Source organism: Saccharomonospora sp. NPDC046836, from assembly GCF_040645195.1.
In the GTDB taxonomy this organism is placed as follows: Bacteria; Actinomycetota; Actinomycetes; order Mycobacteriales; family Pseudonocardiaceae; genus Prauserella_A.
In genome coordinates, this window is record NZ_JBEYXW010000004.1 from 324,636 (window position 1) to 346,126 (window position 21,491).

At 69.0% G+C, this 21,491-nt stretch carries 25 protein-coding genes; 13 read left to right on the forward strand and 12 right to left on the reverse strand.

The genetic code is table 11. The features are described 5' to 3' along the window. Positions 1-44 precede the first annotated feature (44 nt). Together ABZ863_RS08180 and ABZ863_RS08185 are read left to right on the forward strand one after the other, a co-directional pair. Positions 45-461 carry a MarR family transcriptional regulator gene (locus ABZ863_RS08180; RefSeq protein WP_358532331.1) on the forward strand — a complete coding sequence of 139 codons (417 nt, stop codon included), beginning with the start codon at positions 45-47 and terminating at the stop codon, positions 459-461. Positions 462-488: 27 nt separating this feature from the next. Next, on the forward strand, positions 489-1,421 hold the full coding sequence (locus ABZ863_RS08185) for an RluA family pseudouridine synthase (protein WP_358532333.1): 933 nt from the start codon (positions 489-491) through the stop codon (positions 1,419-1,421). A 683-nt stretch (positions 1,422-2,104) separates the two neighbouring features. On the opposite strand, the gene ABZ863_RS08190 is transcribed toward ABZ863_RS08185, so the two are convergent. The 3 genes from ABZ863_RS08190 to ABZ863_RS08200 all read right to left on the reverse strand — a co-directional run bounded on the left by ABZ863_RS08190 (position 2,105) and on the right by ABZ863_RS08200 (position 7,865). Further along, positions 2,105-4,588 carry a DNA topoisomerase IV subunit A gene (locus ABZ863_RS08190; protein ID WP_358532335.1) on the reverse strand — a complete coding sequence of 828 codons (2,484 nt, stop codon included), beginning with the start codon at positions 4,586-4,588 and terminating at the stop codon, positions 2,105-2,107. 16 nt (positions 4,589-4,604) lie between these two features. Further along, the gene (locus ABZ863_RS08195) at positions 4,605-6,662 is read right to left on the reverse strand and encodes a DNA topoisomerase IV subunit B (RefSeq protein WP_358532337.1); all 2,058 of its coding nucleotides are present in this window, start codon (positions 6,660-6,662) and stop codon (positions 4,605-4,607) included. 162 nt (positions 6,663-6,824) lie between these two features. Next, positions 6,825-7,865, reverse strand: a complete 1,041-nt coding sequence (locus ABZ863_RS08200) for a DNA polymerase IV (RefSeq protein WP_358532339.1) — start codon at positions 7,863-7,865, stop codon at positions 6,825-6,827. A gap of 196 nt (positions 7,866-8,061) precedes the next feature. Here ABZ863_RS08200 and ABZ863_RS08205 point away from each other — a divergent pair, with 196 nt between their 5' ends. The 4 genes from ABZ863_RS08205 (at position 8,062) to ABZ863_RS08220 (ending at position 9,956) form a co-directional block, all read left to right on the forward strand. Beyond that, positions 8,062-8,328, forward strand: coding sequence for a WhiB family transcriptional regulator (locus ABZ863_RS08205; protein WP_358532341.1), 267 nt, complete (start codon positions 8,062-8,064; stop codon positions 8,326-8,328). Between the two features lie 331 nt (positions 8,329-8,659). Beyond that, positions 8,660-9,271, forward strand: a complete 612-nt coding sequence (locus ABZ863_RS08210) for a hypothetical protein (RefSeq protein WP_358532343.1) — start codon at positions 8,660-8,662, stop codon at positions 9,269-9,271. A gap of 116 nt (positions 9,272-9,387) precedes the next feature. Further along, a complete protein-coding gene (locus tag ABZ863_RS08215) occupies positions 9,388-9,609 on the forward strand; it encodes a ribbon-helix-helix domain-containing protein (RefSeq protein WP_358532345.1) in 222 nt (73 codons plus the stop codon). Continuing rightward, positions 9,609-9,956 carry a type II toxin-antitoxin system PemK/MazF family toxin gene (locus tag ABZ863_RS08220; protein WP_358532347.1) on the forward strand — a complete coding sequence of 116 codons (348 nt, stop codon included), beginning with the start codon at positions 9,609-9,611 and terminating at the stop codon, positions 9,954-9,956. The genes ABZ863_RS08215 and ABZ863_RS08220 overlap by 1 nt, the downstream gene beginning before the upstream one ends. Positions 9,957-9,963: 7 nt before the next feature. Here ABZ863_RS08220 and ABZ863_RS08225 read toward each other — a convergent pair whose 3' ends face one another. Continuing rightward, a complete protein-coding gene (locus ABZ863_RS08225; RefSeq protein ID WP_358532349.1) occupies positions 9,964-10,338 on the reverse strand; it encodes a hypothetical protein in 375 nt (124 codons plus the stop codon). A gap of 73 nt (positions 10,339-10,411) precedes the next feature. Continuing rightward, positions 10,412-10,951: a hemerythrin domain-containing protein gene (locus tag ABZ863_RS08230; RefSeq protein ID WP_358532351.1), complete on the reverse strand. Its 540-nt coding sequence runs from the start codon at positions 10,949-10,951 to the stop codon at positions 10,412-10,414. 130 nt (positions 10,952-11,081) lie between these two features. Between ABZ863_RS08230 and ABZ863_RS08235 the strand changes: the two genes are divergently transcribed. Next, on the forward strand, positions 11,082-11,801 hold the full coding sequence (locus ABZ863_RS08235; RefSeq protein ID WP_358532353.1) for a GAF and ANTAR domain-containing protein: 720 nt from the start codon (positions 11,082-11,084) through the stop codon (positions 11,799-11,801). Positions 11,802-11,884: 83 nt separating this feature from the next. Continuing rightward, positions 11,885-12,628, forward strand: a complete 744-nt coding sequence (locus ABZ863_RS08240; RefSeq protein WP_358532355.1) for a GAF and ANTAR domain-containing protein — start codon at positions 11,885-11,887, stop codon at positions 12,626-12,628. A 9-nt stretch (positions 12,629-12,637) separates the two neighbouring features. Here the strand turns inward: ABZ863_RS08240 and ABZ863_RS08245 are convergent, their stop codons facing one another. After that, positions 12,638-13,264 (reverse strand): LysE/ArgO family amino acid transporter, encoded by a 627-nt coding sequence (locus tag ABZ863_RS08245; RefSeq protein ID WP_358532357.1) that lies wholly within the window; start codon positions 13,262-13,264, stop codon positions 12,638-12,640. Between the two features lie 73 nt (positions 13,265-13,337). Here ABZ863_RS08245 and ABZ863_RS08250 point away from each other — a divergent pair, with 73 nt between their 5' ends. The 3 genes from ABZ863_RS08250 to ABZ863_RS08260 all read left to right on the forward strand — a co-directional run bounded on the left by ABZ863_RS08250 (position 13,338) and on the right by ABZ863_RS08260 (position 16,688). Further along, positions 13,338-14,219 carry a LysR family transcriptional regulator ArgP gene (locus tag ABZ863_RS08250; RefSeq protein WP_358532359.1) on the forward strand — a complete coding sequence of 294 codons (882 nt, stop codon included), beginning with the start codon at positions 13,338-13,340 and terminating at the stop codon, positions 14,217-14,219. 273 nt (positions 14,220-14,492) lie between these two features. Next, positions 14,493-15,776 carry a MurT ligase domain-containing protein gene (locus ABZ863_RS08255; protein WP_358532361.1) on the forward strand — a complete coding sequence of 428 codons (1,284 nt, stop codon included), beginning with the start codon at positions 14,493-14,495 and terminating at the stop codon, positions 15,774-15,776. A 141-nt stretch (positions 15,777-15,917) separates the two neighbouring features. After that, the gene (locus ABZ863_RS08260; protein ID WP_358532416.1) at positions 15,918-16,688 is read left to right on the forward strand and encodes a glutamine amidotransferase; all 771 of its coding nucleotides are present in this window, start codon (positions 15,918-15,920) and stop codon (positions 16,686-16,688) included. Here the strand turns inward: ABZ863_RS08260 and ABZ863_RS08265 are convergent. Continuing rightward, positions 16,685-17,200 (reverse strand): nitroreductase family protein, encoded by a 516-nt coding sequence (locus ABZ863_RS08265; RefSeq protein WP_358532363.1) that lies wholly within the window; start codon positions 17,198-17,200, stop codon positions 16,685-16,687. The genes ABZ863_RS08260 and ABZ863_RS08265 overlap by 4 nt on opposite strands. Before the next feature lie 338 nt (positions 17,201-17,538). Here ABZ863_RS08265 and ABZ863_RS08270 point away from each other — a divergent pair, with 338 nt between their 5' ends. Next, entirely contained in the window at positions 17,539-18,144 is a 606-nt protein-coding gene (locus tag ABZ863_RS08270) for a TMEM165/GDT1 family protein (protein WP_358532365.1), read from the forward strand. A 2-nt stretch (positions 18,145-18,146) separates the two neighbouring features. Here the strand turns inward: ABZ863_RS08270 and ABZ863_RS08275 are convergent, their stop codons facing one another. The 3 genes from ABZ863_RS08275 to ABZ863_RS08285 form a co-directional block, all read right to left on the reverse strand. Beyond that, positions 18,147-18,764 carry a hypothetical protein gene (locus ABZ863_RS08275; RefSeq protein WP_358532367.1) on the reverse strand — a complete coding sequence of 206 codons (618 nt, stop codon included), beginning with the start codon at positions 18,762-18,764 and terminating at the stop codon, positions 18,147-18,149. Between the two features lie 88 nt (positions 18,765-18,852). Continuing rightward, a complete protein-coding gene (locus tag ABZ863_RS08280) occupies positions 18,853-19,995 on the reverse strand; it encodes a cation:proton antiporter (protein ID WP_358532368.1) in 1,143 nt (380 codons plus the stop codon). Between the two features lie 11 nt (positions 19,996-20,006). Next, positions 20,007-20,246 carry a hypothetical protein gene (locus ABZ863_RS08285; protein ID WP_358532370.1) on the reverse strand — a complete coding sequence of 80 codons (240 nt, stop codon included), beginning with the start codon at positions 20,244-20,246 and terminating at the stop codon, positions 20,007-20,009. Between the two features lie 126 nt (positions 20,247-20,372). On the opposite strand from ABZ863_RS08285, the gene ABZ863_RS08290 reads away from it, so the two are divergent. Further along, the gene (locus tag ABZ863_RS08290) at positions 20,373-20,693 is read left to right on the forward strand and encodes a hypothetical protein (RefSeq protein ID WP_358532372.1); all 321 of its coding nucleotides are present in this window, start codon (positions 20,373-20,375) and stop codon (positions 20,691-20,693) included. A gap of 7 nt (positions 20,694-20,700) precedes the next feature. On the opposite strand, the gene ABZ863_RS08295 is transcribed toward ABZ863_RS08290, so the two are convergent. Both ABZ863_RS08295 and ABZ863_RS08300 read right to left on the reverse strand, forming a co-directional pair. Beyond that, positions 20,701-21,033 (reverse strand): GYD domain-containing protein, encoded by a 333-nt coding sequence (locus ABZ863_RS08295; protein ID WP_358532374.1) that lies wholly within the window; start codon positions 21,031-21,033, stop codon positions 20,701-20,703. Between the two features lie 9 nt (positions 21,034-21,042). Then, on the reverse strand, positions 21,043-21,405 hold the full coding sequence (locus ABZ863_RS08300) for a cupin domain-containing protein (protein WP_358532376.1): 363 nt from the start codon (positions 21,403-21,405) through the stop codon (positions 21,043-21,045). Positions 21,406-21,491 lie beyond the last annotated feature (86 nt).

A 21,491-nucleotide genomic window follows, 5' to 3' on the forward strand; every position in this document is an offset into this window, starting at 1 on the left:
GTACATTATTCATGACATGTCATCGAATCATCTAGGCTGAGCCCGTGGATGAGGTGCTGGAATTCGTGCTGGCGGTCAAAGCGGCCCATCGGGAGATCAACCGCAGGTTCAGCGAGGCACTGCGCCCGTTGGGAGTCACGGTCGTGCAGGCCGAGGCCCTCCTCGTGCTGGCCGAGTCCGGACCACTCAGCCTCAAGGACCTCGGCGCCCATGTCGTCGCCGAGGCAGGCAACCCCAGCCGGCTGGTCGACCGCCTCACCGCCTCCGGCCTGGTCCGCCGCCACGCGGTGCCCGACGATCGGCGCCAGGTCCATGTCGGCCTGACGCCCAAGGGCCGCCGCCTCGCACACGACATCCGCACGACGCGACAGCCCCTGCTGGACTGGGGCCGACGGGTGCTCGACGGCGAGGGCATCAGAACCGCCACTGACGTCCTGCATCGGCTACTCGACCAGGACTGACGCAACCGGCGGCTACAGTGTGAGGCGATGAAGCGTCCCCTGTCCCCGCTGCCACAGCGGCACGGTCTGGATGCCGCCCGGCTGCGGCTTCCGGTGGAGGGGACGTGGGCGACGGTCCGGGATCACCTCGTCGAGCGGCTGCACCGGCTCGAGCCGGCCTACATCGACGCCATGCTGCGTGAGGAGCGGATCGTCGGGCTCGACGGACCGATCACCGTGGAGACCCCGTACCTGCCGGGGACGTTCATCTGGTTCCACCGCGACCTGCCGGATGAGGTGCCTGTCCCGTTCGAGATCGGCATCGTGCACCGCGACGAGGGTCTGGTGGTCGTGGACAAGCCGCATTTCCTGGCGACCATCCCGCGTGGCAAGCACGTGGTCGAGACCGCGCTGGTGCGCCTGCGGCGTGATCTCGGGCTGCCGGAACTCAGCCCGGCGCACCGGCTCGACCGCGTCACCGCCGGCCTGGTGATGTTCACGGCGAGCCGGCAGCTGCGCGGTGCTTACCAGACGTTGTTCCGGGATCGCCTCGTGCACAAGGAGTACCAGGCGATCGCGCCCCACGATCCGGAACTGGCGCTACCGCGGACGGTACGCAGCCGCATCGTCAAGGAACGCGGCATCATGACCGCGCAGGAGGTGCCCGGCGAGGCGAACGCCGAGACGCGGGTCGAGCTGGTCGAGCACCGCGACGGGCTGGGCAGGTACCGGCTGCTGCCGTCCACCGGGCGGACGCACCAGCTCCGGCTGCACATGTCCACGCTCGGTGTCCCGATTCTGGGCGACCGGTTCTATCCCGTGCTGACCGAAACCGCGCTGGACGACTTCAGCCGGCCGCTCCAGCTGGTAGCCAAGGTGCTGGAGTTCACCGACCCGATCTCCGGGGAACGGCGCCGTTTCGAGAGCAAGGCAACCCTCCAAGCCTGGACGTCCTACGAAACCTGGGCTGCCGCCCCCTGACCCCCGCGCGAGTCCCCCGCACCGGTCCGCGAGTCCCCCGCACCGGTCCGCGAGTCCCCCGCACCGGTCCGCGAGTCCCCCGCCCCGGTCCGCGAGTCCCCCGCCCCGGTCCGCGAGTCCCCCGCCCCGGTCGGCGAGTCCCCCGGTCTGGTGCACGACTCCCCTTCCGCGCGGACGCATCGTGTGGCTGGCCGCCGAGACCTCCCAGTCAAGAAGTCGCCGAACCGGGAACGCGCAACTCGCGTGCCCAAGCGCGCAACTCGCGTGCCCGAGCGCGCAACTCGCGTGCCCGAGCGCGGGACTCGCCGGCCCGAGCGCGCAACTCGCGTGCCCAAGCGCGCAACTCGCGTGCCCGAGCGCGGGACTCGCGCACCTGAGCGCGCAACTCGCCAGCCCCAGCGGGCAACTCGCCAGCCCGAGCGAGGGACTCGCGCGCCCCAGCGGGCAACTCACGCGCCCGAGCGTGGGACTCGCCAGCCCGAGTGCAGGACTCGTGTGCCCGAGCGCGCAACTCGCGCGCCCGAGCGCGGGACTCGCGCGCCCGAGCGGGCAACTCGCCAGCCCGAGTGCAGGACTCGTGTGCCCGAGCGCGGGACTCGCGCGCCCCAGCGGGCAACTCACGCGCCTGAGCGGGGGACTCGCGCGCCCCGGCCCACCCCCGCGCCCGGGCGGGCGGGGTGTCGTTAGCCTCGTTCGATTCTGTGGCCTACCACGTCTGGTCCTGGGTGGGCGGCTCCGGAGCCGTCTCGGCGGGGATCCGGCTCCGGCAGTTCGACCGGGTCACCGTTGCGCATGGCGGCCGCAGGCCGCGGACCGATCCACGCCACGGCAACCGCCTGCTCCCCCTTGAGGAACCGGTGCACCCGGACACCCGCGGTCGCCCGGCCCTTCGCTGGGTACTCCGCGAACGGCGTCATCTTCACCGTCGCACCGGTCGCAGTGACGACCATCGGCTCGCCGTGTTCCACATCGTCGGTCCGGATCGCGCCGAAGAACACCACCTCGGCATCGGCACCGAGGTTGACACCCGCCATGCCGCCGCCCCTGAGGCCCTGCGGCCGCACCAGCGACACCGGGAACCGCAGCAACGCCGCGGCCGACGACACGAACGCCAGCGCCTCCTCGCCATCCGCCAGCCAGGTCGCGCCGACCACCTCGTCCCCGTCCTTGAGGGTGATCACCTCGAACTCCTCCGCGCGCACCGGCCACTCCGGCGCGACCACCTTCACCACGCCACGCCGGGTACCGAGCGCCAGCCCCGGCGAACCGGCTCCCTGCTCGCCGAGCGGCGCGATGCCGACCACCCGCTCCCCCTTGGCGAGCGACACGAGCTCGCGCGCGGCCATCCCGCCACGCAGCGACACCGTCCCGGCCTGCTCGGGAAGTACCGGCAGCGGCAGAACGTCCACTTTGAACGCCCGCCCGGCACTGGTCACCAGCAACACCTGACCACGCGCCGTGCTGTGAACCATTGCGGCAACGGCGTCATGCTTCACCCGCCCGCTGCGCCGCCTGCCCTCGGTGACCTCCTCCGACTCGGCGGCGGTCCTGGCGACCAGCCCGGTCGCCGAGAGGATCACCTGGCACGGGTCGTCGGCGACCTCGAGCGGCCCCGCCGGCTTCGACGCGGCGAGCACCTCCTTGAGGTCGCCGTCGATCAGTGCTGTGCGCCGTTCGGTCGGGAAGTCCTTGGCGATCTTGGCGAGCTCCTGGGAGACGAGCTTCTTCAGCACCGAGTCGTCGTCGAGGATCGTGGACAGCTCCGCGATCTCCGCACGCAGCCGGTCCTGCTCCTCCTCCAGCTCGATCTTGTCGTACTTGGTGAGCCTGCGCAGCGGCGTGTCGAGGATGTAGGTCGCCTGGATCTCGGAGAGCTTGAAGCGCGTCATCAAACCGTCCTTGGCGGCCTGCGCGTTGTCGCTCTGCCGGATCAGGCGGATCACCTTGTCGATGTCGAGCAGGGCCTTCAGCAGGCCCTCGACCAGGTGCAGCCGCTCCTCCCGCTTGCGCTTGCGGTACCGCGTCCGCCGCGTCACCACCTCGTACCGGTGCGCGAGGAACACCTCCAGCAGCGCCTTGAGCCCCAGAGTGCGCGGCTGACCGTCCACCAGCACGAGGTTGTTGATGCCGAACGACTGCTCCAGCGGCGTCAGCCGGTACAGGTCGGCGAGCAGCGCCTGCGGGTTGACGCCCACCTTGCACTCGATGACCAGCCGGGTGCCGTTCTCCCGGTCGGTGAGGTCCTTGACGTCGGCGATTCCGGTGAGGCGCTTGGACTTGTTGACCTCGTCGGTGATGCGCTCGATCACCTTCTCCGGCCCGACACCGTAGGGCAGTTCGGTCACCGTGATGCCCTGGCGCCTGCTGCCCTCGATGGGGCCGGTCTCGACCTTCGCGCGCATCCGTACGACACCGCGCCCGGTCTCGTACGCCTTGCGCACCTCGTCAAGGCCCAGCAGCAGACCGCCGGTCGGCAGGTCCGGCCCCGGCACGAACTCCATGAGCTTGTCGAGCGTGGCGTTCGGGTGGTTGATGAGCCAGCGCGCCGCGGTGATGACCTCGCGCAGGTTGTGCGGGATCATGTTCGTCGCCATACCGACCGCGATCCCGGACGTCCCGTTGACGAGCAGGTTCGGGAACGCCGCCGGCAGCACCGACGGCTCCTGCAGCGAACCGTCGTAGTTGAGCCGGAAGTCGACGGTCTCCTCGCCGAGCTCACCGACCAGCAGCATGGCCTCCGGCGACATGCGCGCCTCGGTGTAGCGGGACGCGGCGGGCCCGTCGTCCGGCGAACCGAAGTTGCCGTGCCCGTCGATGAGCGGCACGTTCATCGAGAAGTCCTGCGCCAGCCGCACCATCGCGTCGTAGATGGCGGTGTCACCGTGCGGGTGGTAGCGGCCCATCACATCACCGACGACGCGGGAGGACTTCACATACGCGTGGCTCGGCCGGTAGCCGTTCTCGTTCATCGAGAACAGGATCCGGCGGTGCACCGGCTTGAGGCCGTCGCGCGCGTCCGGGAGCGCGCGCGAGTGGATGACGGAGTAGGCGTACTCCAGGTAGGAATCCTCGATCTCGGTCTTCACCGAGTTGTCGAAGACGTTGGCGCCGGCCTGGTCGAACGCGGCCGGATCGACCCGCGTCTTCGGGGCTTTGCGGCGTGCCATGACTTAACCCAACTCCCTAGATGTCGATCGCGGCCTGGTCCACCCGCGCGGCGGAGGCGACCAGCCAGTTGCGGCGCGGCTCGACCTTCTCGCCCATGAGCAGTTCCAGCGCTGCCTCCGCGGCCTCGGCGTCGTCGATCGTGATGCGCCGGACCGAACGTGTCGCCGGGTTCATCGTGGTCTCCCACAGCTCGTCGGCGTCCATCTCGCCGAGGCCCTTGAACCGGGGCACCGGCTTGACGACCTGCCTGCCCGCCGTTTCCAGCTCGGCGACCTTGGCCTCCATCTCGCGCGCGCTGAAGGTGTAGAAGGTCTCCTGGTTGCGGCCCCTGGTGGTGATCTTGTGCAGAGGCGGCATGGCCGCGTAGAGCCTGCCGTCCTCGATCACCGGGCGCATGTAGCGCGCGAACAACGTGATGAGCAGCGTGCGGATGTGCGAGCCGTCCACGTCGGCGTCGGCCATCAGAATGACCCGGCCGTAGCGCATGGTCGACAGATCGAAGGTACGGCCGGTACCTGCGCCGAGCACCTGCACGATCGAGGAGATCTCGGCGTTCTTCAGCGCGTCGCCGAGCCCGGCCTTCTGGACGTTGAGGATCTTGCCCCGCAACGGAAGCAGCGCCTGGTACTCCGAGACCCGCGCCATGCGAGCCGAACCCAGCGCGCTGTCACCCTCGACGAGGAACAGCTCGCTGCGAGCCACACCGGTGCTGCGGCAGTCGACGAGCTTCGGCGGCATCGCCGCGCCCTCGAGCGCGGTCTTGCGCCGCGCCGCGTCCTTCTGCTGCTTCTGCGCCAGCCGCACACGCCCGGCATCCACGATCTTCTGGAGCACGACCTTGGCCTCGGCCTTGGTCTTACGGTTGTCGGCCCACGCCCTGACGTGCTGCTCGATGATGCCCTGCAGCACCCTGGTGATGCCGGCGGTGGACAGCTCGTCCTTGGTCTGCGACGTGAACTGCGGCTCCGGGATCCGCACGTGGATCACGGCGGTCATCCCCTCGAGGACGTCGTCGAGAACCGGCGGGTCCTCCTTGGGCTTGAGCAGCCCACGGGTCTTGGAAATGGCTTCCTGCAAGGCTTTCACCAGCGCGCGGTCGAAGCCCCTCCGGTGCGTTCCACCGTGGACATTGCGGATGGTGTTGGTGAAGCACTCGACGGTGCGCTCGTAGCCGGTGCCCCAGCGCAGCGCCACCTCCACCTCGGCATGGCGCTCCACATTGGACTTCATCACGCCGTTCTCGTCGGCGGCGTTCTCCTTGTAGGTACCCGCGCCGTTCACCACGAGCGTCCCGCACACCGGCCTGTCACCGGCGGGGGCGAGGAACTCGACCATGTCGGTGAGGCCGTTCGGGTAGTGGAACGACTCCTCGGCAATGGCGCCGCCCGTTGCCGTGCGGAGCACGTAGGTGACCCCGGGAACCAGGAACGCCGTGTTGCGCAGCTTCATGCGCACCGCTTCCACGTCGAGCGCGGCGCCGGTCTCGAAGTAGCGGGCGTCGTACCAGTAGCGGATCGTGGTGCCGGTGGACTCGCCCCGCTTCATCTTGCGGACAAGGCGCAGCCCCGACTGCGAGGTGAACTTGGCTTTCGGGCCCGCGCCGTCGAAGACGCCGGGCACGCCACGCGCGAACGACATCTCGTGCACCTTGCCCGCACGCTTCACCAGCACGTCGAGTCGAAGCGACAGCGCGTTGACCGCCGAGGCGCCGACCCCGTGCAGACCGCCGGAGGTCTTGTATCCCGAGCCGCCGAACTTTCCACCCGCGTGCAGCCGGGTGAGCACGAGCTCGACGCCGGACAGGCCGGACTTGGCGTGCACGCCGGTCGGGATGCCGCGGCCGTCGTCCTCGACCTCGACGCTGCCGTCGGCATGCAGGGTCACGACGACCCTGCCGGCGTGACCGGCCACTCCCTCGTCGGTCGAGTTGTCGACAATCTCGGTGAAGAGGTGGTTGACGCCGCGGCTGTCAGTCGACCCGATGTACATGCCGGGCCGCTTACGAACCGCTTCCAGGCCCTCGAGATGGGTCAGGTCGTCAGCCCCGTAGAGGGTCTCAGCAGAAGCAGTCACAGGGTCGCTCTCTCCCAGATCTCAACAAGCCGGATCGTGCTGCACGGCGGCGCCGATGCGCCGCTCGACCAGCGAGTCACCGTAGTGCAGGGTATCCGGCCGTCCCGACATTTCGGCGTGACGTCCGTCGTTCGCGTCGCACCGGCCCCGCGGTGACCTGCCTCACGCTCGGTCGAACTCGGCCCGGACACCGAGCAACCGCACAGGACGTCCCAGGTCGAAGCGATCCAGCACGCTCAGTGCGGCCTGTTCGAGCACGGTGGCTTCGCTCGTCGGAGCCTCCAGGGTAGCGCTCCTGGTCTGCGTGATGAACGGCGCGAAGCGGACCTTGACCGCCACCCGCACGGCGGGCCTGCCCTCGGCGACGACGTCGTCGCTCACCCGGCGGGCGAGCTCGCGGACCTGCGCCTCGATGTCGGCGCGGTCGGTGAGGTTCTGCTGGAAGGTCGTCTCGCGGCTGCGTGAGCGGGGCACGTACGGGGTGGCCGTCACCTCCCGGTCGCCGAGCCCGTGCGCGAGCGCGCGAAAGTACGGTCCCATCGTGGGGCCGAACCGCTCGGCGAGCTGCTCGGGATCGGCAGCGGCCAGCTCCTCGACGGTGGTGATGCCCAGCTCGGCGAGCTTCTTCGTGGTCCGGCCACCGATGCCCCACAACGCATCCGGCGGGCGGTGCGCCATCACCGGCACCCAGTTCTGCCTGGTGAGCCGGTAGATGCCGGCCGGCTTGGCGAAGCCGGTGGCGATCTTGGCGCGGGCCTTGTTGTCACCGATCCCCACCGAGCACGACAGGCCGGTCCGCTCCAGCACCGCCCGCCGGACCTCCGCCGCGAGCGCCTCGGCATCGGCGGTACTGGCGCCGAGGAATGCCTCGTCCCAGCCCATGACCTCCACGACGACGGGCAGCTCGCGCAGGGTTGCCATCACCTGCTCCGACACCGCCTCGTAGGCGGGTGCATCGGAGGGCAGGAACACGGCATCCGGGCAACGTTTTGCCGCTGTGCGCAGCGGCATGCCCGAGTGGACGCCGAACTCGCGCGCCTCGTAGGACGCCGTCGCCACCACCGCGCGCTGCGTCGGGTCACCCTGGCCACCGACGATCACCGGCTTGCCCCGCAGCTCGGGATGCCGTGCGATCTCGACCGCGGCGATGAACTGGTCCAGATCCACATGCAGGATCCAGTCCGATGTAGACGGGGTGGACACGGCTTCAGTATGTGCTCCAGCGGCCGCCCTGGCCAGCGGCACCGGCGGTCCGCCACACCGAACCGGAAGGGTTTCGTACCGAAGTAGCCGAGGTATTCGACGGCGAATGGAATATCGCCGAGCCGGTCGGCGTTCTTAATTCGGTTGCCTGGTGCCGAGGCGATAAACGATCCTGCCAGAAAGGAGGCGGCACGTGATGGAAAGGTTCGACTGGCGGCATCGTGCCGCCTGCCGTGACGAGGATCCGGAGCTGTTCTTCCCGGTCACCGATCTGGGTCCCGGTGCGCAGCAGACGGCGCGGGCAAAGGCCGTCTGCGCCCGCTGCCCGGTACGGGAGCAGTGCCTGCGGTACGCACTGGACAATGGGCTCGACCACGGGATCTTCGGTGGCATGACGGAACGTGAGCGCCGTGAGCTCGTGCGCAGGCGCCACACCAGGTCCGCCGAACCGCATGCGGCCTGAGGACGGGTGAGCCGGCTCATGGGAACATCGGCGGGCGGACCGCTGTTGTATTGATTGCCGATGCGCACAGTGTCCCCCGGGCCTCATCTCTATTCGCCCTCGCGGAATACCGTTCGGCTGGAGCCGCGTCGCGCCATTCGCCGAGAGGCGACCGTGCGCATCGGTTGTCGGCGGTGGGCCGTACCGTTTTGCCGGTACGGCCCATTGTCGTATTCATGGCCCACCAGCGGGAACGGTCGATCCGGGATACGCTGCCGCGTCAGACTCAGATACTGAAGGGAGCCGACCCATCAACCGCACACGCATCACAGTGCTGGGTCTGCTGGGGGCTGTGACCGTGACGGCGGCCGCCTGCAGTAGTACCGAGCCGGGAAACGCCGCCGCCGAGCCGACCTCCTCGGCGGCAGCGACGACGGCGGCCGACGCGACAGACACCTCCGCCACCAGTTCCGCGGACACCAGTTCCGCCGACACAGGCCCGGCAGGTGATGCCGGCCTGACGCCGCCGGGAACGACGCTGAAGGTCGGCGAGCGGGCCGTCGTCCCGTTCGAGGGCTACAGCGCCTCGGGCACGGTCGCCATCACGGTGACCGCCGTCGAGCAGGGCGACCAGGCGGCGTTCGACGCCCAGTACGGCGAGCGCGGGGCCGGGGTCGTGCCGTACTACATCCGTTACACGCTGGAGAACGTCGACGGCGCGGACCTGGCGGACACGCTGCCGCCACGCCTCAGCGCCATCACCTCGGAGGGTCGCACGACCGGAGTGGTGCTCACCGGCGATCTGCCCGACTGCGAGAACTCCCGCACACCCGAGGACTTCACCACGCCTGGCGCCAGCTACGAGGTGTGCCAGCTGCAGGGCGGGCGTGAAGGTGCCGACATCAGCGGAGCCAGGTTCAACGAGGACGACTACCGCAGCGACCCAGTGGTCTGGACCTCCTGAGCTCACCTGCAGTTCGTGCCCGTGGCCGCCACGTCGTACCGGCGGCCACGGGCACGTAACCAATGGGCTTCTCCGACGGGGTACTACCGCAGTCCCACTGGGGGTAGTATCGAGGTATGAAGATGAGCGTCAGCCTGCCGGTCGAGGACGTGGAGTTCCTCGACACCTACGCGCGTGACCACGACATCGGCTCCCGCTCGGCCGCCGTGCAACGGGCCGTCGAACTCCTGCGCACCAGCGAGCTCGGCGACGCCTACGCCGATGCGTGGCGCGAGTGGAACGAGTCCGGTGCCGCGCTCGACTGGGAGCCCACCACTGCCGATGGCCTGACGCACTGATGCGTCGCGGCGACGTCTACCTCGCCGATCTGGACCCGGCCAGAGGCGCCGAGACCAACAAGCGCCGACCTGTCGTGATCGTCAGCAATGACGGCGCGAACACGACCGCCTCCCGGCTCGGCCGCGGCGTCGTCACGATCGTGCCCGTCACCTCGAACGTCACCAGGGTGTACCCCTTCCAGCTGCTCCTGCCCGCCGGCGAAGCCGGACTCGACCGCCCCTCGAAGGCACAGGCCGAGCAGGTGCGCTCGATCGCCGTCGAACGCCTCGGCACCCGGCTCGGGCGCCTGCCACCGAAGCTCGTCCACGCGCTGGACCAGGCGCTGCGCCTGCACCTCGGTCTGTGAACCGGCGTCAGAACCGGAAGGTCGCGCAGGAAACGGCCACATAGGACGGTTGCGGTGCACGCCAGGCCACGTCGGCCCAGCGGTTGTCCGTGACCTGTTCACCGTCCGCGCCGACGCAGCTGTACTCCCCGCCCTCGACATAGGGCCCGCACGGTAGGTCCGTCGACTCCGCGTTGACGCACGTCGTGTAGTTGACACAGCTCAGTGTGGTGAGTATTGGCGAGCTGACCTCGGGGCCGGTGCGGACGTTCAGCCTGCACTCGTTCTGCTCCGATGCGCGCACGAGCGCCGGCTCCAGCTCCGCCGCACTCACCGCCGGTGACGACAGTAACGCACCGGCCACACCGGCACAGACGAGAACAACCTTGGCACGCAAGGACATCTGCACGACGGAAATACCTCCAGACGATGGATCAGCAACATCACCCAGAGTATCGAAACAGTCGCCCAGTGTGCTAGTCGCCGTCCGAGAACTGTTGCGCCGCCTGCCGCAGGACGTCCCGTGACCGGTCGACCATTGCCGCATACGACCCGGTCAGCGGGGTGGCCTCGGCCGCCTTGACCGTCCTGCCCAGCTCCGTCAACCGCGCCTTTTCGTGTGCCTTGCGCATCTCGGGGAACTCCGTACGCTCCTCACGCCCTGCATGTTCGAACAGGGCCTTCTTCAGCTGGGCGAGAGCGGGCAGGAAACCCTCGTCGTCCGGCCCGAGCTGCTCCAGCTCGGCCACCATCTCTCCGGCGTGCTTCTCCTCCGCCAGCCGGGCGTCGATCACCCGGTCGCCGTCGGCCAGAGCCTTTCTGGCGTCCGGATGCAGGACCATCTCCTCGGCCGTCTCGTGCAGGGCGAGAAAGCGGCGGAGCCGGTCGAAAGCCTCGCCACGATCCTGCGGCGTGGCCTTCTGCACGCGGGTGAACAGCCGCCGGATCTCCCGGTGCTGGTGCAACAACAGTTCGATGACGTCGGTCTCCGGCATCGTGTCGGGTCGTGCGCTCATCGTCACCTCCACGCTCGCTGACGTGCTCACCAGAGTTCCCCGACAGGCGCAGCTGACTCCAGCCGCCAGCACCGTCCTACCCCTTCGCCGTCAGAGGGGTCATCGTGGTGGTGTGGGAGGCGGTGACACGGTGGACGAACCCGAACCGGAATCGCTGTCCGGCCTGGTGGTGGCGGCGCTGGATGCCTTGCGGGAAAACAGAACCACAGCCGAGCCGATGCACCGGATGTGCCAGGCCTGCGTGTCCTTGCTTCCGGTGGACGGCACGTCGCTGTCGGTGATACCGAGTCCTGGTCGCCGGGAAACCTTCTGCGCCACGGACAAGGTGATCGCGCACGCGGATGATGTTCAGTTCAGCCTCGGCGAGGGTCCGTGCTACGAGGCCTTCGACACGGGCAGGCCGGTTCTGGTCCCGGACCTGGCTCAGGATGCGAGCCCGGCCTGGCCGGTGTTCGCCGCGGAGATCCATACGGAGCCCATCGGGGCGCTGTTCGCATTCCCACTGCGAAGAGGCGCGGCCCGGCTCGGCGGGTTGGACATGTACCGGCGCAGACCCGGCTGGCTGTCCACACGCGACATCGCCACCGCTGTGCGAATCGCGGACATCGCGACCGCGGTGCTACTGAGCACCGCCTCGGGCCACGGCGACCCGCCATCACTCGACGGCCTCATCCACAACCACGCGGTGGTACACCAGGCCACCGGGATGGTCATCGCCGAGTTCCGCATTCCGGTCGACCAGGCGCTGGCACGGCTTCGGGGCTACGCCTTCAGCTCCGGACGGCGGCTGGACGACATCGCAACGGACATGGTCGGTGGCCGCCTGCACCCGAACGTTCTCAGCTGGTGACGGCCTTGGGACAGGACACGCATCACGTTTCGCAGGGGGCGAAACGTGGCATTTGTCGTCTGCAGGCGACAGATGAGGCGGCTATGAATGATTCGTCCCCTACCGCTGCGGTTAGCGACGAAGAACTGATCGGCGCGTTCGTGGACATGGCGGACACACTGGTCGACGACTACGACGTCGTCGATCTGTTACAACGACTGTGCACGTACTGCGTCACGCTGCTCGGGGCCACCGCCGCCGGCATCCTGCTGGCCGACCAGCGCGGCGGCCTGCAGGTGGTGGCCACGTCCGACGAGCGCACTCGACTGCTGGAGTTGCTACAGCTGCAGAACAACTCGGGCCCCTGCCTGGAGGCCTACCGCTCCGGCACGACCGTCGAAGTCGAGAACCTGAATGCGGACCAGGCTCGCTGGCCTGCCTTCGCCGCCGAGGCGATGCGGGAAGGGTACCGGTCCGTGCAGGCCGTGCCGCTGCGCCTGCGCGAGGACGTCATCGGTGCGCTCGACCTGTTCGGCCAGCACCGCGCGCCGCTCACCCCGCAGAACCTGCTGATCGCGCGAGCGCTGGCCGACACGGCCACGATCGGCATCCTGCAGGAACGCGCGATCCGCCGAGGTGAGGTCCTCACCGAGCAACTGCAGTACGCACTGCACAGCCGGATCAGCATCGAGCAGGCCAAGGGTGTACTCGCGCATGCCGGGCGCCTGCCCATGGACGAGGCGTTCAACCGGCTTCGCCGCTACAGCCGCAACCACGGCCAGCGGCTCAGCGTCGTCGCCGAGCGGCTGGCCCGGGGAGCGCTCCGACCGGAAGAGCTGCTGCGGTGACGAGCCGCGTCAGGCGAGAACCGGCAACAGCAACCGCAAACCCATTGCCACCATGACGACGGCGATGACGAGATCGAGCACCTGCCACGCGCGGGGACGGACGAATACCGGCGCGAGCAGCCGCGCACCGAAACCCAGCGCGGCGAACCACGCGAGGCTGGCGACCGCGGCGCCGGCACCGAACCACCATTCGTGTCCTGGCCGGGTGTTCGCCACGGACCCGAGCAGGACGACGGTATCGAGATATACGGCGGGATTCAGCCACGTGAAGGCGAGGCTCGTCGCCGCTACCGAGGTCCGGGCCACCGGTGCCATCTCGGCGCCGATACTCAGAGCAGCGGGGCGAAATGCCCGCCGCGCGGCGAGCACGCCGTAACCGAACAGGAACACAGCCCCTGCGATCCGCGCCGCCCACACGAGCCAGGGACGCCCGTCGAGGAGCAGCCCGGTGCCCGCCACACCGGCGGCGATGAGAACGACGTCGGACACGGCGCAGATCGCCACGACGACCAGCACGTGCTCCCGGCGCAGTCCCTGGCGCAGCACGTAAGCGTTCTGTGCTCCGATGGCGACGATGAGCGAGAAGCCGAACACGAGGCCGGAAAGCAACGCGGTCCCGGCGGCGGAGAGCAACACGTTCGCGACGCTAAGCGCACGCGTCCCGGATCGTCCAGCTAAAGATTCTTCAGTTGCATTAGTATTGCTGATGATGAACCTCGATCTGGCGCAACTGGAGGCGCTCGCCGCCGCGGTCACGGAGGGCACGTTCGACGCCGCGGCGAAGACTCTGCACGTCACCCCCTCGGCGATCAGCCAGCGGGTGAAGGCGCTGGAGAACGCGGTGGGCCGCGTCCTGTTGACGCGCACCAAACCGGTTCAGCCGACCGAATCCGGGCAGGCGCTGCTGCGCCTTGCGCGGCAGATCGGCACACTCACCGACGACGTGGCACGCGAGATCGGGGGCGTGGACGCGACGCGAGAGCCAGCGGTGATCCCCTTGGCCGTCAACGCCGACAGCCTCGCCACCTGGCTGCTGCCCGCTCTCGTGGCGGCAGGGCCGTCGCTGGTCTTCGACCTCCACAGCGACGACCAGGACCGGACGGCCGACCTGTTGCGGCACGGCACCGTCATGGCCGCGGTGACGGCGGCAGGCGAGGCCGTACCCGGCTGTACGGTCGACCGACTCGGTTCCATGCGTTACCGCCCGATGGCCTCTCCCGGTTTCGCGGCACGCTGGTTCGCGGACGGAACGGTGACAGAGCAGTTCAGCCGCGCCCCAATGGTGGTCTTCGACCGGAACGACCGCTTACAGGATGACTATGCGCGGCGCCGCACACGCCGCCACCTCGACCCGCCCCGGCAGTACGTACCCGGTTCAGCGGCCTTCGTGGAGGCGGTCTGCCTCGGTCTCGGCTGGGGCATGCTGCCGGACCTGCAGACCCGGCACCTGCGCACGGGCGAACTGGTGGAGCTTGACCCGCGCAGATACGTTGACGTACAGCTGTTCTGGCAGCAGTGGCGGTTGCGCTCGCCGAGCCTCGACCTGGTCGCCGACGCCGTACGGGAGGCTGCCGCGAGCACACTGCACTAGCGGCAGTATTTCAAGCCACGCAAAGAACTTCCCAAGACTCGTTAAGCCGTTCTACCTGGGCGAGGTCGCTGGGGTCTGGACATGGGCAACGGCGCAGCGCACTCTGAAAAGCGCCGGCCGTAACCGCATCGAGGCGCGAGTGTCTCAATGCGACAGTGGCCGGCAAAGTCAATGAGGAACGCGAAACGACCACACCCTCCGGGCGGTGCGCACAGCGTTCACAGCTCTCGGGTGGGGTCCGCCGTCGGCGAGAACGAAGGAGCGTGCCCCGATATGGTGAACCATCACGCGGCGAGGCAGGGCTCTGTCGACAGGAGTCTCCATCCCGGCGCACGGTCGTTGCCGTTGCGCACCAGGGCAGCCATCGCCGCGGGCAGGTTCGCGGCCGCGGCTTCTCGCCGTACCGGTCGCGGTGGCGGCGGCATGATCGGCGGCCGCACGGCGCTTGCGTTGGCACCGGAGGCGTTGCGCCACCTCGGCACGAACCGCACGGTCGTGATCGTCACCGGAACCAACGGCAAGACCACGACTTCCTTGATGTTGAGCCGGATTCTCAGCACGCTCGGCCCGGTCGCCGCCAACGGCGACGGTGCGAACATGCCGGATGGGGTACTGGCCGCGCTGATGGCGGCGCCGCACGCGGAGCACGCTGTGCTCGAGGTCGACGAGTACTACGTTCCGCTGGTGGCAGAACGGGTCCGCCCCGCGGGGATCGTGCTGCTCAACCTGAGCCGGGACCAGCTCGACAGGGCCGGTGAGGTGCGCATGACCGAACGCGACCTGCGTGCCGCGGTCAGCACGCTGCCCGACACGTTCGTCGTGGCCAACTGCGACGACCCACTGGTCACCTCCGCCGCACGCGATGCGGCACAACCGGTTTGGGTGGGTGCCGGCCAGCTCTGGCACGACGACGGCACCGCCTGTGCCCGCTGCGGCCAGGCGATCCGGCGCGACAGCGACTCCTGGAGCTGCGTCTGCGGACTGGCGCGCCCTGAGCCGGAATGGACGCTGAACGACCGCACGCTGGCCGGGCCGGGAAATCTCCAGGTGCCGCTGGACCTGCGACTGCCCGGCAGGGCGAATGCGGCCAACGCGGCGATCGCGGTGGCCGCCGCAGCACAGCTCGGGGTGTCACCCACCCTCGCCGCGGGAACGTTGCGCGCCATCGACAACGTCGGGGGACGCTACCGCGAGGTGAGCTATGCCGGGCACACGGTGCGCGTGCTGCTGGCCAAGAACCCGGCCGGGTGGGGTGAGACTTTGCCGCTGCTCAACGGAAATCGCGCGGTGGTGATCGCCGTCAACAGCCGGGAACCCGACGGCAGGGACATGTCCTGGCTGTGGGATGTGCCGTTCGAGGTGCTACGCGGGCGGCATGTCGTGGCTGCCGGTGAGCGGGCAACCGACCTCGCGGTCCGGCTGTCCTACGCGGAGGTCGAGCACACGATCGAGCACGATCCGCTGCGCGCGGTCAGGGAACTCGACACGGAGTCGGTGGACCTGGTCGGCAACTACACCGCGTTCCGTGACGTCATCGGAAGGCTGCGCGATGCCTGAGAGCGCGTCTGGGACCGTCCTCCGTGCGAGCGGTGATCCAGATGGATGTGTCTTGCGGGACACCCGCACCCGGGATCAGCAAGGCGGCGGGGGAGGCATGACGGAGTCATGGTGACTGACGACAACGCAGCGAGGCGCCATCTGGGCGCCGCGCAGCCGGTACGCGATGGTTCTCAGACGCGCTCTGACACCTCCGCCGTCCGTATCGGCCTGCTGCTGCCCGATGTGCTCGGCACCTACAGCGATTCGGGCAACGCGACGGTGCTGGCCAAACGACTGGAATGGCGCGGTGTCGCGACCACCGTCGTACCGGTGCGGCTCGGCGAGCCGGTCCCCGCGTCCCTGGACCTGTACATGCTCGGCGGTGGCGAGGACGACGCGCAGGCGCTCGCGGCAGCGCGGCTACGCGCCTCCCCCGGTCTGCGGAAGGCGACCGCGCGGGGCAGTGTGGTGCTCGGTATCTGCGCCGGGTTCCAGATCCTCGGCCGCCGGTTCACCACCTCCGACCGGGTCGAGCACACCGGGCTGGAGCTACTGGACGCCGCGACCGTGCCGGGAACGCGGCGCGCGGTCGGTGAGGTGGTCGCACATGTCGATGCCACCCTCGGCGGTCAGCCGCTCACCGGGTTCGAGAACCACCAGGGGCATACCGAGCTGGGCCCCGATGGCCGGCCGCTGGGCAGGGTCACCCGTGGCGTCGGCAACGGTGACGGCACCGAGGGAGCCCTGTCCGGGCGGGTCATCGGCACCTACCTGCACGGCCCGGTGCTCGCGCGCAACCCGGCGCTGGCGGACCTGTTGCTGAGCTGGGTGCTCGGCACGCCGCCGCGTCCACTGGAGCTACCCGAAGTGACTGAATTGCGCCGGGAACGGCTGGCGCACGACCGAGTCGGCATTCGCGCGCGTAGTTAACCGTCGGCGTGCCACAACAGTTCGGACACGGCCTTGCGTCCGGCCGGGATCGCCGACCGGCCCGCCGGCGTCTCGGCAGGCCGTCCCAGCGCGACGGCGTGGTGGGCAGGCCACGGCCACGGCGAGCCCGCCAGCCTCGCCGCCGTGACCGCGTGCTCGTGCGGGTAGAGCGAGACCGGACAGCTGCCGAGGTCCCTGGCGTGCGCGGCGAGCAGGATCGACTGGCACACCCGGCCGAGGTCGAACTCGGTGTCCCGCCCGGCATCGGGGTCGGAGAGCAGAAGCAGCACGGCAGGCGCGCCGGCCAGCACCTGGGCGTACTGCCCGAGCGCCGCCAGTTCGCGCCTGCGCGCGGGATCGGTCACGCACACGAAACGCCACGGCTGCCGGTTGCGTGCGGAGCCGGTCCGGCGAGCCACCTCGATGATCGCCTCGATGTCGGCCGCGCTCACCGGCTCGGGACGGAAGAACCGCTGCGCACGCGGTGACCTGATCAGCCCGATCTCATCCATGGCTTCATGATCGCATCACCGTAGCCGGCATTACGAGCACCCACACCATTGTTTTCGATGCGCCGAATCATTTTTTGTGAACGCCCAGCGAATTGTCGCGCGGTATGGCAAATAATTGCAATTCGAACCAGGTCTGCTATTCTCAGTCTTGCCCGGAGGGGAGTAGTCCTCAATCCGCGGGGTCGACATACTGGATTCCACAGCATCTTGTGGTAGCCCGGCCCCGCGAGCCTGCAGCAGGCGGACGAGACCTTCGGCTCGTATTTCCGGACACGGGCCGAAGTGAAGCGTTCGCCTTTCTTTTGCCCGAAAGACCTGACCGAGAGGCAGATTCTTTCGTGGAGTTGCTCACCGCTTTCGCCGTCAGCACGGGCGCCATTTTCGTGGCCGAGATGGGCGACAAGACGCAGCTCGTCGCCCTGTCACTGGCGACCCGCTACCGTGCACTCACCGTCATGGCCGGTATCACAGCGGCGACCGTCGCAGTGCACGGCGTGAGCGTGCTCATCGCCGAGGTGCTGGGCCTGGCCATTCCGACCGACTGGATCACGCTCATCGCAGGTGTGGCGTTCCTGTTCTTCGGCGCCTGGACGCTGCGCGGTGACACGCTGACCGATCAGGACGAGCAGCGTGCCGGCGCGCGGCGCAACCGGTCGGCGTTCATGACCGTGGCCACGATCTTCTTCCTCGCCGAACTGGGCGACAAGACGATGCTCGCGACCATCACCGTGGGCACGAACTACGCGAACGCCCAGCTGGGCTGGCTGGCGGTGTGGGTCGGTTCCACGCTGGGCATGGTCCTCGCCGACGGTATCGCGGTGCTGCTCGGCAGGCTGCTGGGCAAGAGGCTGCCCGAGCGGGCCATCCAGATCGGCGCCGCGCTGCTGTTCTTCGCCGTCGGTGCCGTCATGACGGTCCAGGGCATCGTGCAGCTCACCGCGTGAGGTCAGCCCACCTGTTCGACGTCCTTCCAGCACCAGCGGCCGCCCTCGTTGGCGAATTCGAGGGAAAGCCCGCCCTGCACCGTCTCGCCCCGCTGCTCGACGACGACGTGCGCAGTCGCCGTCGCCGTGTCGCCGCTCTCCGTGACCTCGCCCTGGATCGTGAACTCCCGGACCACCGACGCCTCCTCGATGTAGCCGCCGGTGGCGGGTCCGGCGCCGGCACAGACGAACTGGTTCAGGCCCGCTTCATCGTGGTCGGTGAACCCCTGCGCGATCTGCTGCGCCAGCCCGGCCGCGTCGCTGTCGCCACCAGCGGTGGTGTTCTGCTCCTCACGGAGCAGGAACCCCGGCGCGACGAAGGCCGCGACGGCGAAGGTGGCGACGACGACCACGGCGGCGCCGATGCCGACCCACAGACCGGTCCTCTTCTTCGGCGGTTGCGGCGCGAAGCCGCCACCGTACGGCGCGCCAGGTGGGTACTGCCCGCCCTGCGCGTAGGGACCGTGCTGGGGGTACCCGCCGCTCGCTGGGTACTGGCCGTACGGCTGCGGATAGCCATGGCCGAAGGCGCCCGGCTGCTGGCCGTAGGGCTGCTGTCCCGGTTGCGGTGGATAGGTCATCGACTGTGCCTTTCCGTTATGAGCAAGGCACCGCTGACGGGCGCCGGCTCGTAGGACGCCCATCCCCCATGCCGCGTTCCCTATGAGGTCACGGTTTTTCGGACCAGGTCTGCGAACGCTGAGCCGCTCGTGCGGCCAGCCCGGTCACCACCACGCTGATCAGTGCGGCGCCGATGATGGCTCCGCCTTCGCCAGGGCGCAGGAGCTGCTCGCGAGTCCCGATGGTGACGGCCGCGATCGGCACGCCGAGCTGGGCGCTCGCCAGCACTGCCAGCGCAAGCGGCTGACGCAGCAACCACGCGGCGGCGTGCACTGCGATCGCGCCCAGCGCCAGCAACGCAGCCAGCACCAGCAGGCTCGGCTGCGTGACCAGCGCGCGCAGGTCGAGCGATGCGCCCAGCCACACGAAGAACACCGGGCCGAGGAACCCGTCTGTCACGGCGAACAGCTGACCGGCCAGCCGCCTCGGCTCTCCCTCGGCCGCCAGCGCGAGCCCGCTGACGAACCCGGCGAGCAGCACCGAGATTCCGACGACCTGAGCCAGCCCCGCCAAGGCGAAGAGCAGGATCAGCTGGGTACGCAGTTCGAGCCCGAAACCGCGGGCGACGCTGACCCTGCGCATGCGGTCGAGCAGGCCCCGGCCGCGGAACCACCGCACTACCAGGAAAATCGCAGCGCCCGCGGCCACGACCACCAGCGCGCCGATCGCCGCCGTGCCCGCCTTGCGCGGGTCCAGCACCAGCGGCAGCGCGACGATGCAGACGATGTCCGCGATGGCGACCTGCACGATCGTCGCGACCACAGGCGCCGCGCGCAGACCGGCCTCGTCGATCACCGGCATCACCAGGGCCGCCGAGCTCGACGCCATCAGCACGGCGTAGAGCGCGCCGTGGCCGCTACCGACCAGCGCGGCGACACCCAGCCCGACAGGAACCGCGAGCAACCCGGCTGCCGCGGCCAGCAACGCCCCACGCCGAAGACCGGTGCCCATGGCTATGCGGCGCAGCGGCACGTGACTGCCCGCGACCAGCATCACGAGCGCGAACCCCGCCGAAGCGAGAAAGGACAGCACGGGTTCGTCCGGGTTCACCCACCCCAGACCGGTTCGGCCAATCACCACCCCGGCCAGTACCTCGCCGACAACCACCGGGATCCGGGCGTGCGCGGGCGCCGCGAGTAACGGGCCGGCCAGTCCGACCGCGAGTACGAGTGCGAGCCCGAGCAGAGTCAAGGCCGGTGCGGTTACGCCTCCTCCAGTACCTCACCGATCCCGGTGACGACGTGGGACCAATGCTGGTCAGCCAGCAGGTGGCCTGCGCCGATCACGACAGCGACCGGCCATTCGATGAAGCCCAGCGCCGCCAGCAACCCCAGTCCGGCGTAGTAGACGATGTGCTCGGGTGCCGGCACGTGCACGGTCCCGAGTGCCGGTAGCTCAATCTGCTGCCCGCCCATGTGCACGCGGTCCAGGAGCCTCACCATACGCACCCACCTCCTGACGACGAACCCGTCGGAAGGGTTGCCACCACGCACGTGGCGAAACCAGCCGACGCTGTTTGAGCAGCTACGAGCCCGGGTATGCCCGGCTGATCCGCGGATGGAGGAGCCATGACTGCTAGCAGGCCTTCGGCCTCGAAGACGAAGCCGAAGGAGACCGGTCGTGCTGCGGCCGAACAGAAAGAGGCACAGCCCAAGGAGCGGGCAGGCAGGCCAGGCCCCGTGCGCGTGCCAGGACTGGGCCCGGTGGAGCCGAAACGGCTGCTGTGGCTGGGTGGCCTGGCCGTGCTGGCCGCGTTCGAGGTGATCGAGTGGCCGGTCGCGATCGTGATCGGCGCGGGCACCTACGTCGCCGAGCGGTTGGCCCAGAGCGATGTCAGGAACCTGATCCGCGGCGCCAAGGAGGGTCAGCAAGCGGAGAGCAAGCCGTAGCCCACCACTAGGTTCCCGGCGGGCGGTAGCTCGCCGCCGTCGTGCGCGCCCTTTCGAGCACCTGAGGAAGGTGGGCCGGCGCGATCAGCTCATGTGTCTGTACCGAACGGAAGGCACCGGTGCTGCTGACCGCCACCGACATGGCCGCCGCGGCTTCACTGTCGGGCAGGTCGACCACCACGAAGCCGTCCCGCTCACCGAACATGAAGTACATCGTCTCGACGGAACCGCCGACGGACTCCGTCGACGCCTTGACCGCCGCCATCCTGTCGCTGGGGTTCGCGATCATGCGCGCCCACGACTCGGGCGTGTAACTGAAAAACACCGCATACTTCGCCATGTTGGCACCTCATCGCTTCGCGTAGTCGGTGAAGCCCTGCCAGTCGATCACCACGCAGGGCTCGTCGCCGACGATCCATGCGTCGTGCCCCGGCGGGCAGACCATGACATCGCCAGGACCGAACTGGGTTTCCTCGCCGTCGTCCATGCGGATGACCATCCGTCCAGAAAGGACGTAACCGGTGTGTGCCGCCTGGCAGCTCTCGGTTCCCGCGATGGGCTTGACGTCCTTGGACCATTGCCAGCCGGGGCGGAAGGTGGCGCGGCCGACCGCACCGCCTGGGAGATTCACCACCTCGAGCTGCCCGGAGTTGTGTTCGAACGGACGCACCTCGTCCGGCGAGTCCATGCTCATCTTGGTCAGACCAGCCATGACGACCTCCTTGTCGCGCCTACACCTTCAGCGTCCGGCATCCCAGCCTGCGAGCTAGAGGCGAAAGGCCTCCTTGCTCCGGCTTG